The sequence below is a fragment of the Cognatazoarcus halotolerans genome (genome assembly GCF_009800965.1).
GTDB lineage: Bacteria > Pseudomonadota > Gammaproteobacteria > Burkholderiales > Rhodocyclaceae > Cognatazoarcus > Cognatazoarcus halotolerans.
The window spans coordinates 34,299-48,256 of the sequence record NZ_WUAF01000021.1; the positions used below are offsets into that span (position 1 = coordinate 34,299).

7 protein-coding genes are annotated in these 13,958 nt (G+C 72.6%); all 7 read left to right on the top strand.

Translation table 11 applies throughout. The features are described from left to right. Position 1: 1 nt before the first annotated feature. The gene (locus tag GQB03_RS19470; RefSeq protein ID WP_159692900.1) at positions 2–1,519 is read left to right on the top strand and encodes a hypothetical protein; all 1,518 of its coding nucleotides are present in this window, start codon (positions 2–4) and stop codon (positions 1,517–1,519) included. Next, positions 1,516–3,513: an ATP-binding protein gene (locus tag GQB03_RS19475; protein ID WP_159692902.1), complete on the top strand. Its 1,998-nt coding sequence runs from the start codon at positions 1,516–1,518 to the stop codon at positions 3,511–3,513. The genes GQB03_RS19470 and GQB03_RS19475 overlap by 4 nt, the downstream gene beginning before the upstream one ends. A 3-nt stretch (positions 3,514–3,516) precedes the next feature. Continuing rightward, positions 3,517–8,820, top strand: a complete 5,304-nt coding sequence (locus GQB03_RS19480; RefSeq protein ID WP_159692904.1) for a hypothetical protein — start codon at positions 3,517–3,519, stop codon at positions 8,818–8,820. Next, positions 8,817–9,803: a hypothetical protein gene (locus GQB03_RS19485; protein WP_159692906.1), complete on the top strand. Its 987-nt coding sequence runs from the start codon at positions 8,817–8,819 to the stop codon at positions 9,801–9,803. The genes GQB03_RS19480 and GQB03_RS19485 overlap by 4 nt, the downstream gene beginning before the upstream one ends. 100 nt (positions 9,804–9,903) lie before the next feature. Then, positions 9,904–11,844 (top strand): eCIS core domain-containing protein, encoded by a 1,941-nt coding sequence (locus GQB03_RS19490; RefSeq protein WP_159692908.1) that lies wholly within the window; start codon positions 9,904–9,906, stop codon positions 11,842–11,844. Then, the gene (locus GQB03_RS19495; protein WP_159692910.1) at positions 11,841–12,254 is read left to right on the top strand and encodes a hypothetical protein; all 414 of its coding nucleotides are present in this window, start codon (positions 11,841–11,843) and stop codon (positions 12,252–12,254) included. The genes GQB03_RS19490 and GQB03_RS19495 overlap by 4 nt, the downstream gene beginning before the upstream one ends. 23 nt (positions 12,255–12,277) lie before the next feature. Continuing rightward, the gene (locus GQB03_RS19500) at positions 12,278–13,714 is read left to right on the top strand and encodes a M6 family metalloprotease domain-containing protein (RefSeq protein ID WP_159692912.1); all 1,437 of its coding nucleotides are present in this window, start codon (positions 12,278–12,280) and stop codon (positions 13,712–13,714) included. The last annotated feature ends 244 nt before the right edge of the window (positions 13,715–13,958 follow it).

Genomic DNA, 13,958 nt, shown 5'->3' on the forward strand with positions numbered 1-13,958 from the left:
CATGCTCGCCGAGCGCAGCGTCCGCCGCCTGTCGATCCGCGCGCCCGACGATGCCCTCGCGCGGCGCGCAGGCTTCCTCATCGAGGATGCGCTGCGCACTGCCAGCCTGCCGGGTGACGGTGCCGGCCTGCTGCTGGTGCGCCGGCTGCGCCTGCCGCCGTTCCCGGCCGGGGCGTCGCCGCAGCAGGTGGCGCTGCGGCTCGAGGCGCAGTGCCGCGCGGCCACCATCGTGGACGGCGACACTGCCGACGATGCAGCGCTCGCGGCTGCGCCGGCGGTGCGTTTTGCGGATGCGTTGGCGGCCCACCTGGCATTGACCCGGCTGATCCTCGCCGGCTCTTCGGCCCGAGCCTGGTGCTGGCCGCTCGTGGCAAGGGGCTATCGGCCGGCACTGGACAGGGGCGCCGCGCTGCGCGCCGTGGCCTTGTCGCTGGCTGCGTTGCCCGAGGCGCCGGTTGCACTGCCGCGTTGGGTGGAACATCTGGTCGGTCATGGTCCGGCACCTTGTGCGGTCTTGCTGCTGGCACTGGGCCGCGCGGATGTGGCATGCCTCGAGCAGGCTGTGGGCGTTTTCACGGCAGGACGCGTGAGCGCGGCAGCGGGGCATTGGCCGGCCCTGCTCGAATGGTCGGCGCGGCACCTCGGAGCCGCCGACGGCCGTCACCGTTGGCTGCTCGGTGTGGCGCGGGCATGCAGCGTGCAGATCGCGCCGGAGGCTGCCGAGCTCCGTGATCCCGGGCCTGCCGGGGTGTCCGGGGCGCGGTCTGGCGATGCTTCTACCGACGGGCGTGAGCGTGTCGAGAACGCCCCCGGCGCAGCGACCGCTGCCGATGCGCTGCCATCGCAGGCAGGGCGCGCCGAGCCCATACCGGGTCCGAGGCCAGCGCCGCGCGTGGCTGTGACGAAGCAGCCGATCGACGCTGCATCGGCAAAGCCGGCAGAGCCCCCCGCAACGGTGCCGCCGGAGGAGACTGCGTCGCGGGCCACCGCGACGACACCGGCCGACGTATCTGTCGTCGGGCCGCCCGGCATACCCGATGAAGCCGCGCTCGCCCAGGAGATCGGCGCGCCGACCGCGGCGGGCGGCCTGCTCTACCTGGTGCCACTACTCTCGCGGCTCGGCCTCGGCGAGGCGATGGCCGACGAAGCCACGCCGCGCGATCTGCCGCAGCGCATCTTCGCGGCCCTGCTGGTCCGCCTGCCGGTCGCGGGCGACGATCCCGCCTGGCTGCTGTGCGAGCTGCCGCTGCCGCTGCCGCCGGACCAGGCAGCCGACCTCAAGGCGCGGCGCTGGCTTGGCCTGTGCCGCCGGCAGCTGCGGCTCAGGGTCGGTATCGGCCTCTTCAACCTGGTGTGCCGTCCGGCGGCGATCGCCATTACCCAAACGCATGTCGACCTGCGCCAGCCGCTCGACGCGGTCGACCTGCGCGTCCGCCGCGCCGGCCTGGACATCGACCCAGGTTGGGTGCCCTGGCTGCGGCGGGTGCTGCGCTTTCACTATGGGCGGGACGTCTCATGAACCGGCCCGAGCATCCGCGCGTCGACACCCAGGCACCGGCCCGGGTGGCCCTGCCGCGCCTGGCCGATCTCGCTTTCGCGCTGCTGGCCAGCGACTGCATCGCGGCGCAGGGGGCCGAAGCGGCCTGGCTGGAGGCGCGCGGTCAGCTCGCCGATGACTGCGCCAAAAGCCTCGCGTCGGAGCTTGAAGGACGCGACGCGGCGGTGCAGGCGCTGATGTCGGCCTGGCTGGCCGATCCTCCGGTGGAGGACCAGGCGCTCTACGCGCTTGCCGCACGCGAGGCCTTGAGCCTGCCCGAGACGCTCGCCGCGGCGCTTGGCTCGGCGGCCGAGCTGGTGCCGATGGCGGCACGGGCGCTGATCTGGCTGCAGCATCCGGTGGGCGGCGCGCGGCCCACTGCGGGATTGTTGGTGAGCCTTTGCGAGCGGCTCGGTGAGCGCCACGCGCTGGCCCTGCTGGCCGATGGCCCGGCCCGGCGCATTGGCCTGCTGCAGCTCGAGCCGGAAGAGCGGCCGCTGTGCGAACGGAGTATCCGCGTGCCGCTGCCGCTGGTGATGGCGCTGGCCGGTTACGAGGGGCGCTTCGACGGTGTCTCGGACGCGGATGCGACACTGCCGGTGCTGGCCGAGTCGACCATCGCCGCGGCCCAGCGCCAGGCCGCCGGATTGCGGGACGACGGTGCCCGGGTACTGCTGCTGCGCAGTGCGGTGCCCGGCGAGGGCAGGGCGGCGGCACTCGCCGTGGCGGCCGCCAGCGGACGCCGGCCGGCGTATTTCGAAGGCGAACCGCCGCGCGGGCTGGGTCCCTGGCTGTGGCTGCAGGAACGCCTGCCGGTGCTCGAGTTGAGCCTCGCGCCGGGCGAGCGGCGGCGACTGGCCGAGATCCCCGGCTACGATGGCCCGCTGCTGGTGAGCACCGGTCTCGAGGGCAGCATCGAGGGGCCGGGCGCGGTGACCCAGTGGCGCCTGCCGGTGCCACCGGCCGCCGAGCGGGCGCAGCTGTGGCAGGCGGCGCTGGGCGAGGCGGCAGCGGTCGATGCGCTGGCCACCCACCACCGTCACGGCGCGGGCCGCATCGCCGAACTGGGGCAGGCTGCCCGCTCGGCCGCGGCGCGTGCCGGCACGGCGCCCGGTGTTGCGCATGTCGCCCATGTCGCGCGCAGCGGCGTGGGTGCCGATCTCGGTGCGCTGGCCGAACTGCTGGCCGACGACATTCCCGACGAAGCGCTGGTGCTCGCGCCGACCCAGCGCCAGGCGCTGGACTCGCTGCTGGCCCGCTGCCGGTTGCGCGACGCACTGGCCGAACCGCTCGGGCTGGCCGCGCGTTCGCGCTACAAGCCCGGTGTGCGGGCGCTGCTGGTCGGCCCCTCGGGCACCGGCAAGACGCTCGCCGCGGGCTGGATCTCCACCCGGCTGGGACTGCCGCTGTATCGGGTGGATCTTGCCTCGGTGGTCAGCAAGTACATTGGCGAGACCGAGAAGAATCTCGCCGAGCTGTTCGGACGGGCTGAGCATGCCGAGGTGGTGCTGCTTTTCGACGAAGCCGACTCGCTGTTCGGCAAGCGCACCGACGTCAAGGATTCCAACGACCGCTTCGCCAACCAGCAGACCAATTACCTGCTGCAGCGCATCGAGAGCTTCGAGGGCATCACCCTGCTGACCAGCAACAGCCGCGCGCGCTTCGACTCGGCCTTTACCCGCCGGCTCGACGCGATCATCGAGTTCGTGGCACCCGGGCCGGTCGAGCGGCGGGCGCTGTGGCTGGCCCATCTCGGCGAGGCCAACACCCTCGATGCGGCCGCGCTGAACCGGCTGGCGGCCAACTGCGACCTGGCCGGCGGCCACATCCGCAACGTGGTGCTCGCCGCCGCGGCGATGGCCGGGGCAGCAGGGCGCCCGCTCGGTGAAGCGGAGCTCGTCGCGGCGCTGGCGGCCGAATACCGCAAGCTCGGCAAGCAGATGCCGGCCGCGATCGGCCGCATTGAAGAGGGCTGAGTCATGGGTGCCGGGGCCGCCGTCGCGCAGCGCGAGCGCAGCCCGCGGCGGGTAGGGCCGCAGCCGGCGCAGGCACTGTCCGCCGCGGCGCCCGGAGCGCCCGAGGCCGCGCCGGGCGTCCCCCAGTTTCTCGATACCCGCCAGGCAGGCAACGAAGTCGTGGAGGAAATCGCGCCGGGACCCGATGTGGGCGATACGCAGGCCTCCCACCAGGTGGCGGGCGAACTCGCCCGCAGCGGCGCGGCGCTCGAGGCCGGTGCGCCGCCCCAGGTCGAGGAGCCCGAAGAAGATACGACTGAGGCGACCGAGGAGACTTCGGCCGCTTCGCACCGTGCCTCGGCCGATGCCGGGCCAAGCGCTCCGGCAGCATCACCGGCAGAGGCCGTCCAGCGGCGTGGCGGGGGCGGTGGTGGCGGTGGCCGGGGTGAGGGCGGCGAGGCGGGTGATGGTGCTGCAGCGGAGGCCGGAGAGACGGCGGCAACCGAAGGCGAGGGCGGCGCTGAAGGCGCGGATGGCGGAGGAGGCGCCGCCGAGGGTGGTGGCGCAGGCGAGGCCGAGGGTGAAGGTAGCGGTGGCGCCGGGGGCGGGGGCATCGAGGAAGGCACGGGCGCCGGCGGAGGCGGGGGTCTTGCAGCCGATGCCGCGGCCGGCACGCTGGAGTCGCTGGCGACCGGCGATATCGCCCTGATCGACGAGGAACTGGCCGAGCACCAGCGCTGGGGCGCCGCCTCGGCGCGGGTCGGTGAGGCCGGCAGCGCGCGGCGCGCCGACTTCATCGTAGACCAGGCCGGCGCGGGGGCCTTGGGCGGCTTCGGCCATGGCGCGCTGATGGGCGCAGCCGTCGGCGCCGGCAGCCAGGCGCTCGAGATCGGCGCGGCGCGGCTGGTCGCACGACTCGCCGGGCCGGCGCTCGCGCGCAGTTTTCCCTTGCCGGCCATTGGCGCGGTGATCGGCGGGGTGTTCTCGGCCTACGACCTCGCCACCCGCGACTGGGGCCACACCGGCGAGACCATCGGCCGCTTCGGCGAGGGCGGCTCGATCTACGAACAGCTTGCCAACAGCATCGCCGCGGTGTCCGAGATCATCGGCATCGCCACCGCGGTGCTCAACGTGATCGCCGGCGTGATCGGAGCGATCTCGATCGCCATGTGGGTGATCACGGTGCTTACCGTCGGGGTCGCCTCGCCGCTGGCGGCAACCCTGTCGACCATCGCGATGGCGATTGGCATGGCGACCATGGTGCTCGACGGCATCAACGCACTGGTGCTGCAACGCCTGGTCACGCTGTTCCGCGCGCTGCACACCTTCACCAGCCAGGCCGACCCCAGCGATGTCGAGCAGCAAGGCGGCCGCATCGCGGCCGCCGCAGGCGCCAGCGCGGGCTTCGTCGGCGGCATGGCCGGCGGGCTGGCGGGCGGCGGTGCCACCGCGGCCGGGGCGCGTCGCCTCGGCATCGGTCATCCGCCGCCGCACGTTCCGGGGGTGGAGCCGCCCCGCCCGGCGGCCGGCGAGGGTCCGACGATCACCGCCGACCCGCCACCGGCGGTCGAGGCCGGGGTGCCCGCTGGCGACCGTCCGGCGATGCTGCCGCCGGAACCCGCCGCGCCGCGCCCGGCCAGCGACCCCGGTTTGCCGGCTCCGGGACCGGTCGACCCTCACGCTCCGACGATGCCCGCGCCTGCGCCGGTCGACCCGCATGCGCCCACCATGCCGGCGCCAGCACCCGCAAATCCGCATGCCCCGACAATGCCGGCTCCCGCGCCAGTCGATCCGCACGCACCGACGCTGCCGGCTCCCGCGCCGGTAGATCCTCACGCGCCCACGATGCCCGCACCGGCACCGGTGGACCCGCATGCACCGACCATCCCGATGCCCGAGGTCGTCGATCCGCATGCCCCGACCGCCTTGCCGTCGGACGGTGGCATGCCCGAGATCCCGGGGCCGCCGCGGGTGCCCGAGTTCGAGCCGCTGCCCGACTATGGTCCCGAGCTGCCCGACTGGAATCCCGCCGAGCCGAGTCCCTACGCCCCGACCGAACGGCCACCCGCGTCGCCCGCCGAGGTGGTCGACCCCCACGCGTCGACGATTCCGGCGCCCGAGGCGATCGATCCGCATGCCTCCACCATTCCCGCGCCCGAAGTGGTCGACCCGCATGCACCGACCGCCTTGCCGCCGGACGGCGGCATGCCCGAGATCCCCGGCCCGCCACGGGTACCGGAATTCGAGCCGCTGCCCGACTACGGTCCGGAGCTGCCGGACTGGAACCCCGACGCCCCCAGCCCCTACGCGCCGACTCAGCCGCCACCGCCGCTCGAGGCTCCGACGCCTTCGCCGTCGCGCGCGCCGACCGAACCCGCGACGCCGTCGAGGGCGCCAACCGAACCCGTGACACCGTCGCAGGCGCCGACCGAACCCGCGCCGCGCCAGATCACCGACGCCGAGGTCTTGCCGCCGCCGGCCGCTGAGCCGGCCCCGTCGGCGGATCCGGCCAGTTTTGCGGACCTCGCCGACACGGTTGCCGCGCTCAACGATTCGCCCTTCGGCGACCGGCTGGCCTCCGAGGCGATGGCCCCGATGCAGGATGTGCCGCGCGATACCGCCCGCAGCCCGCGCGCGGTGCATGACGCCGCTTATGCCCAGATCCCCGGCGACCGCCCGGCCGGCTATGGTGGTCCGGGCCTGCAGGACCAGCACTGGACCAAGGTCCGCGACGCGACGATCAATGCCGCGCCGGGCACGCGGCCGGCCACGGTTGAGGCGATCAACGCCAGCCGCAGTCCGCTGCAGAGCCGCGCCGCCCACCCGGCGACCCTGCTGCTCACCACCGAAGGCGCACCGGCGAGCGCGCTGCCCGGCGGCGAGCGGGGAACGCGTTACTACGTAGGCGATGCGCCGATGGGCCGGCCCGCGGTCCCGGAGGGGCCGGGCAATGCCGCGATTCCTGCGGAGCCGGGTGCGGCCGGCGGCCCCGCGCGGCCGGCAGACACGCGTCGCTACCGCACCGAGCATCGCTTCGCCGATGCCTACCTGATCCCCGAGATGCGCCGCCAGATCCAGGCGTCGCGCGAGCGCGCCGGCCTGCCGCCGCTTGATGACGTTCAGCTTGCGGTGGCGGCCGGTGAGCAGGCCCGCTGGGTCATGGAAGGGGTGCCGCGCACCGATCTTGCACAGCGTCCGGTCGAGCCTTGGTCGGGCTTCGTGGTCGAGCCGGCACGCTCGCCGATGCAGATGCTGCTCGCCCCCGAGGTGTTGCTGCCGGATCTGCACGCGCGGGGCAGGATGGTCGAGGCACCGCCTGCGCCGCGCGCCGAGGCGGTCACCCCGACGGCGCCGGAGGCGCCGCATCCCGGGCAGCTGTCACTCGGCTTCGAGCCGCCCGGGGCGCCGCGCCCGGTGACCGAGGTCCCCGCGGGCGGTCGGCCAGCCGGCGAAGGCGGCACCCGCAACCAGCGCCCGCTCACGCCCGAGGAATTCGCCGGTTTTGCCGCGATGGCCGAACAGATGGGCATGCCGCGCGAGCAGATCCAGCAGGTCGGCGGGCCGACCGCTTACCTGCCGGGCAGCTTCGACCAGCTGCTGATCGGCCCGGACATCCTGCCGCTGGCGCCCGAGGCACGGCCGCAGGGGCTCGCCAATCCGGCCAACGCGGCGCTCGAGCCGCGGGCGGTGCTGGGGCACGAGATCATCGGCCACCGCGAGGCCGAGCTGGCCGGTCAGGCGCGCATCGAACCCTGGCACGAGGAGTTCCAGGCAAGCACCCGCGCGGCGCTGCACACGCCCGACCTGCCGCGCGAGCAGATGTGGCTGCTCACCCAGGACGCGGCGGCGCGTCGGCGCCATCAGAGCCGAGAGGGCACGATCTTCGTGGATACCGAGCGATACGGCGCGCCTCAATCGGGTGGGCGCCGGCCGGTGCGACCGCGTGCGCCGGGCGAGCCGCCGTCGGTGATCGTCGATCCGTCGCTCGCCGGCGAACGCCGCGTCGCCGAGCCGTCGCCGGGTCGCCCGCAGGCGCACGCGGTGCCGCCAGGCGCGGTCAGGCCTCCCGCGGCCGGCGGTGTTGCCTCGCCCGGGGCCCTGATCGCCTACTCCGCGGCGGTGCGCGGCGGCGCCGACCGGGGCAGTCAGGGCGCGCCGTCGACGGCAGGCGCGCCGCGGGACACCGAAACGGCCCGCTCGGCAGGCTTCGCACGTGCCGCGCGCGCCGGCGCGATCGCCTCGCTCAACCCCGCCGTCCCGATGCTGTGGGGCGCCTATTTCGGACACGGCACGCGCGAGGAACGCATCGGCCGGGGCGGCAGCGTGGGCGCGGTGGTCGGCACCGTCACCGGTGGGCCGGTCGGCGCTTACCTGGGGCGCCGGGTGGGCGAGGGCGTGGCGCGCCGCGCCGAGGACTTCAATGCCGGGTTGGAACGTGGCGCCGAGCCGATCGTCGAGCCGGTCAACCCGGCCTACCCGCCACCGCCCGGAAGCGGCAGCCGCCAGGACATCGCCGACCTGCAGAACACCTTGCTCGGCATCCTGCAGGCGCGCGCCCAGGCGGAGGCGCTGCAGGGAATGATGGCCGGCGACGCGGCACACCACGAGGCCAACGCCGGGCCGCTCGCCGAGTTCAACCAGCGCAACGCCCAGGCGATCAGCGCCACCCAGGCCCATCAGGAAGCCACCGCGCGGCGCACCACGGCCAACCAGCAGCAACAGCAGCAGGAAGGCAGCGTCACAGGCACGCTGCAGGACTACGGCAACCGCGCTGCGGGGCTGGCGATGATCACCGGTCCGCTCGAGGCCTTTACCCGTTTCACCTATCTGGCCCATGCGCTGCCGGACAGCCCGGATGTGCTGCGCGGCGCCAAGCGCGGCATCCTCAAGATGAACAGCGACGGCCAGAACTTCCTTGATGCGCTCAGCGGGGTCGATACCGCGGTGGCCGGCCAGCAGACCGCGCAACCGGCGCGCAGTAGCGGCATCGCCGCCAACGCAGGCCGGCTCGCCGCGACCACCAGTGGTGCAGTTGCTTCGCAGGCGGGTTTGGCGCAGAGCGGCGGGCAAGGTCAGGGGCTGGCTGCGCGCAATGCCGCGCGGTCGGCGGATTCGCGCCAGCGCGAGGCGCAGGCGGCGCAGACCGGCGCACAATTGGACACCCAGGCGGAAGACACGCAGACCCGTATCGCGAGTCTTTCCGAGCAGTGGCAGTCCTGGGCGACGGCACATCGCCAGGCACGCGTCGATGCGATGGCGCGTACCCGGGCGGCGATGATCGAGCGCGGCTGGCGGCCGCGTCAGGAATCGGCGGGAGGTGGCTCATGAACGGAGCGAGCAAACAGCGACAACTTGCACTGGCCGACGCCCAGCGCGCCCTGCAGCGCGGCGACTGGCGACGTGCGGCGGGCGAACTCGAACGGGCTGCCGAACTTGCCCGCATCGAGGGCGACCCGACCCGTGCCGCGCATTGCCTGCAGATGGCCGCCGCGCTGCATCGCGCGCGCGGGGAAGGCGGAAAGGCGGTCGCTGCTGCCCGGCACGCGGGCAGGCTCGCCGGCGACGATGCGCGTGCGGCTTTCGCCACGCGCGCCGAGCTGGGCGAAGCGCTGCTCGCCGAGGGCGCGTTCGAGCGGGCGGCCGCGGCATACCGCGAAGCGCTGGCGCTGGGCGCCGAACTCGGACTGCCTGCCTGGGCGCGGGCCACCGTGCTGCGTCGCCTGGCAGAGGCGGATGCCGGCCGCGCGGCGCTCGCCGAGGCCTGGCAGGGTTACGACGCGGCAGCACAGGAAATGATCCGGGCCAGCGATGCACTGGCCACCGCGTGGATCCATGTCGAGCATGCAAACCGTGCGCGCGAGGCGGGCGCGATCGAGCATGCCCGGGCGGTGTCGCGGCGTCCCGGCCTGCTGCTGGCGAGCGGCGAGGACGCCCACCTGGCCAGCGAGCGCCTGCTCCTGCTGGCACGACTGGAGGCCGCTCTCGGGCAGTTCGCCGAAGCTGCCGAATCGGCCCGCCAGGCCCGCACCCTGGCGCTCGAAGCGGTCGCTCCGCTCAGTTACTACGGCGCCGCGGCGGCGCTTGCCGAATCGCTCGACGCAATGGGTTTGCGCACCGATGCCTACACCGCGCTGGCGACTGCCTGGGCCACGCTGGGCGACCTGCTCGGCCGCGACGTGGCCGAATCCTGGGTGGCGCCGATGCTCGAGGCGTATCGCATGAAATGGGGGGTGACGGCCTTTGCGGCAGCCAAGGCCGCCCACGACGCGCGCCGGCGGGCGGCAAGGAACGAGACCAAGGGGGCCGGATGAACACGCGGCCCGCCAGCGACTATGCTGAAACCAGGGTTGCAACTCGATGCGTCCTGCGGCCAGCGGGTGTGCCCCGCGGGCGCTCTGCGGAGGGAAGACGATGACATTCACAAGCCAGCTTCGCGGCAACATCCCGGGCTCCCTGGCGGGGCGCAGTCGCACGCGGCCGGCGGGCATGCGGGCTGCGGGCACCCCGCGATTCCTCGCTGCGCAGGGACTCCGCGTTTCGCAGCCCGGCGACGCCGGCGAGCGCCAGGCGGAGCACATCGCCGAGGCGGTGATGGCGCCCGGCGGCTGCACAGCCTGCACGCCGGCCGTGCCTTGCGCCAGCTGCGCCGGTGAGATCCAGCGTTCGGCCGAGGGGGCGGCGCCGGGCACCGCATCCATGCCAGGCCTCGGCGCCGGCAAGCCGCTGGACGGCGCATCCCGCGCCTTCTTCGAACCGCGTTTCGGGCGCGATCTCGGCGCGGTACGGGTACATGACGGTGCGCGCGACGGCATGATCGCGCGATCGCTCGCGGCGCGCGCCTTCACGCTCGGCAACGACATCGTCTTCGCGCCGGGCCGCCACGAGCCCGGTACCGATTCCGGGCGTCACCTCATGGCGCATGAACTCGCGCATGTGGTGAGTGGCAGCAGTGCGGGGAACACCGTGGCGCGTGCCCCCGATGCGGGTGTCCTCCCCGACGCCGGGGCCGCTCCGGACGCCGGCGTTGTGCCGGACGCTGCCGCTGCGGCCGCTGCCGGCCCGAGCGATGCCGGCGTGCCCTTGCCGGCGGGTGTTCCGGCGGTGCCGACACCGATGTTCGACCCCTTGTTCGGCGCCTGCCTGACACTCGAGGAGGGGGTGCGCCGCGATGCCTTCGCGCTGCGTCACATGCACCTCGAGCGCTACATCCCGTCGACCACCTTCGGCCTGTTCGACGCCGACTACTATCCCTTGATCGGTTTGATGCCGGTGACGGTGAAGATGAAGTTCAACTTCGTCTCCGCCGACAACGCCCCCGGCATGCTCGCCTGGCTGACCCGCACCATGGCCGGCGAAGACCTCAGCCGCTTCTTCTGGAGCGACACCGAGAAGGCCGATTTCAAGAGTGACTACATCAGCCGCGTCACGGCCCGCTGGAGCGCCCAGCACACCATGACCTCGACCAAGCCGTGCTGGAATTTCCGCGCCATTCCGCTGGTCATGCCGATCGAGGTCGATGACGAGGCCTCTGCCCACTACGTGGCTACGGTACACAAGAGCCCCGGCCCGAACATCGACTACAAGTCCGCCACCAACGACCCCGACACTGCCCATCCCGAAAAGGCCGCCAGCGCGGATCTCTATCAGTCCGACGTGCAGGAGAATCCGGACTTCAACAGCGGCGATGTCGCCACCAGCGAACGCCGGCGGCTCGAGAACGCGCTGGCCGCGGCGGTGGCATCGCCGGTGATGTTCGGGAACGACAAGGACGTGATCCAGCCGGCGGCCCGCCCGTCGCTGACCGCGTTTGCCAACGCGGCCAAGCAGAAGAACCCGTCCGATCCGCTGATCCCGCTCAAGGTCGACGGCTTTGCCAGCCTCGACGGTGATGCTACCCACAACGTCGATCTCTCCGAGCGGCGCGCAGTGGCGGTGCGCACTTTCCTCTCCGGCCTCGGGGTGCCCCAGCCGATCGGTGTGCTCGGCCACGGGCCGGTCGGCACGGCCGGCGACGTCGCCAATCGCCGGGCGGACATCTCGGTGGATCATGCCTTCGAGGCCAGCTACACATCCAACCGCTACTCGGTCGGCGAACACGAGTTCGGCCACATGCTCGGCCTGCCGGACGAGTACCAGAACAACACCACCGGCCTGCTGGGTACCCAGCAGACGCTCTATTCCGGCCTGGTGACCGCCGCGGGCGTGCCGGGACCGGCGGTGTGGGGTGTGCGCACCTCGAGCCAGATGTCCAACGGCATCGATGTGTTGCCGCGCCACTATGTGACGCTGTGGGAAGCCCTCGGTCGCATGACCACTCCCGACATCAAGCAGAACGAATGGGCCATCACATGAGCGAGGCCGCCGCCCGCCCGCTGCGCATCGAGTTTCGCCGCATCCAGGCGATCTCCAGCCGCGGCAACCTGCGCATCCGGCTGGCAGCGGACGGCGATCTGTTCGCCTACCAGGAGACCCGCGATTGCCCGCAAGGCGAGCACTGGAGCGCGCCATGGCCAGCGCAGCCCTTGCGCAGCCTGGCCGGCCCGCAACTGCAGGAACTCGCCACGCTGCTTGCCGGCGGCGGCTTTTTCGAACTGCCCGGCCGGATCGTCACCCCGGGCCGTGACGGATTCAGGGACGAGATCGATGCAGCGCTGGGCGCGCGCGCGCATTCGGTGTGCGTCGAGCGCAGCGCCGCACCGCCCGCTTTCGCCCGGCTGCGCGACGCCCTGATCGCACTCGCCGGCCCGCCCTTCAGTGCCTGAACGCCAGCCTCAAGGAGAACGCCATGCTCTTCCATGTCCCTGCCTCCCGACTCCACGCCTGTGATTGCCACGTCTGCCCGGTGCCGCCCTCGCCCAAGCTGATGGCCCAGCTGCTGGCGCGCTTCAACGAACTCAAGGCCGATGGCCGCCTGCGGGCCGGGATGAGCTTCGACGAGTTCTACCGGGTGTGGCGCTCGTCGCGGCGCAGCGAGAACTTCGTCGGCCTCGACGACGGCGCGCTCGACTTCGCCCCCGCCGGCGCGATGCAGCGCATCTTCCGCCCGGCGCGACACCTCAAGGGTGTGGTGCGCACGCTGGTGCTGCTGGTCGACTTTCCCGATCGGCCCAACAGCGGCGTGCGTTCGCCGGATTTCTACCGTCAGATGCTGTTCGGCGAGCCCGGCGAGTTTGCCGCCGGCAGCATGCGCGAGTACTACCGGACGGTCAGCGGTTACGACGGCGCCGCGCACGGCATCGACGTGCAGGGCGAGGTGTCGGGCTGGATCCGGCTTCCCCATCCGCTGTCCTTCTATGCCGACGGCAACAGCGGCATGGGCGGCTTCCCGCGCAACGCCCAGGGCATGGCCCGCGACGCGGTCAATGCCGCGCGGGCGCAGGGCATCGACTTCTCGCCCTACGACAGCCTCGGCGAGCGCATCGTCACCGCGCTATTCATCATCCATGCCGGCAGCGGCGCCGAGGAGAGCGGCTCGCGCGACGACATGTGGAGCCTCAAGTGGCTGGTGCCGGGCGGCGTGGATGTCGGCGGCGGGCTGCAGGTAACGACCTTCCTGACCGTGCCCGAGGACTGCAACATGGGCGTCTGCGCCCATGAATGGGGCCATCTGGCGGCGCGCTGGGCGGACTTCTACGACACCGGCCGGCAGCAGTGGTCGCAGTCCAACGGACTCGGCGATTACTGCCTGATGGCCAGCGGCTCGTGGGGCAACGGCGGGCTCACCCCAGTGCTGCCCAACGGCATGCTGCGCATGTTCCACAACTGGATCGAGCCGGTGGTGATCACCAAGAGCAAGCGCGGCATCGAGTTGCTGCCGGCTGCCGAGGGCGGTTCGATGGTGCTGATCCGCAACCCGGCGCGGATGACGCAGGAGCAGTATGTCTTCGTCGAGTACCGGCGGCGGCGTGGCCAGGACAGCTTCCTGCCCGACGAAGGGATCGCGGTTTACGTGGTGGACGAGCGCATCGACAACGTCAATGACGAGGCGCGTCTGGCGATCGAGCTGATCCAGGCGGATGGCCGGCGCGACATGGCGCAGATCTTCGGCAAGGGCAATCGCGGTGATGCCGAGGACCTGCTGCCGCATCCAGGGCGGCGCACCTTCGGGGCGCGCACCAAACCGCCGCTCGATCTGCCGGAGGGGGGCTGGAGCGGGATCACGGTGAGTGTGAGGGGGACGGCGGGGACGCCGACGATGAAGATCGATGTGAGGATTGCGTGAGCGGCCGGAGGGACGCTGATTCGTCGCCGCGGCAAACGCCTGGGTTCAGCGTATTGCTCTTCGTAGTTCGGTTTGGTGTGTGTCGTCGATTGATGGTGATTGGCCGGGTCTCGCCCCGGCGGGCGAGTGACTTTCTTGTGGCGACAAGAAAGTCACCAAAGAAGCGCCCCCTGCCGCACCGCCGGCTGCGCCGGTTCCCTCGCTTCGGTCGCGTCCGGCGGGTCGCGTCGAAACTCGCCCTGCG

Coding starts and splice junctions, on each gene's coding strand:
- GQB03_RS19470 (WP_159692900.1), top strand. CDS start 2: ATGCTCGCCGAGCGCAGCGTCCGCCGCCTGTCGATCCGCGCGCCCGAC.
- GQB03_RS19500 (WP_159692912.1), top strand. CDS start 12,278: ATGCTCTTCCATGTCCCTGCCTCCCGACTCCACGCCTGTGATTGCCAC.
- GQB03_RS19475 (WP_159692902.1), top strand. CDS start 1,516: ATGAACCGGCCCGAGCATCCGCGCGTCGACACCCAGGCACCGGCCCGG.
- GQB03_RS19490 (WP_159692908.1), top strand. CDS start 9,904: ATGACATTCACAAGCCAGCTTCGCGGCAACATCCCGGGCTCCCTGGCG.
- GQB03_RS19480 (WP_159692904.1), top strand. CDS start 3,517: ATGGGTGCCGGGGCCGCCGTCGCGCAGCGCGAGCGCAGCCCGCGGCGG.
- GQB03_RS19495 (WP_159692910.1), top strand. CDS start 11,841: ATGAGCGAGGCCGCCGCCCGCCCGCTGCGCATCGAGTTTCGCCGCATC.
- GQB03_RS19485 (WP_159692906.1), top strand. CDS start 8,817: ATGAACGGAGCGAGCAAACAGCGACAACTTGCACTGGCCGACGCCCAG.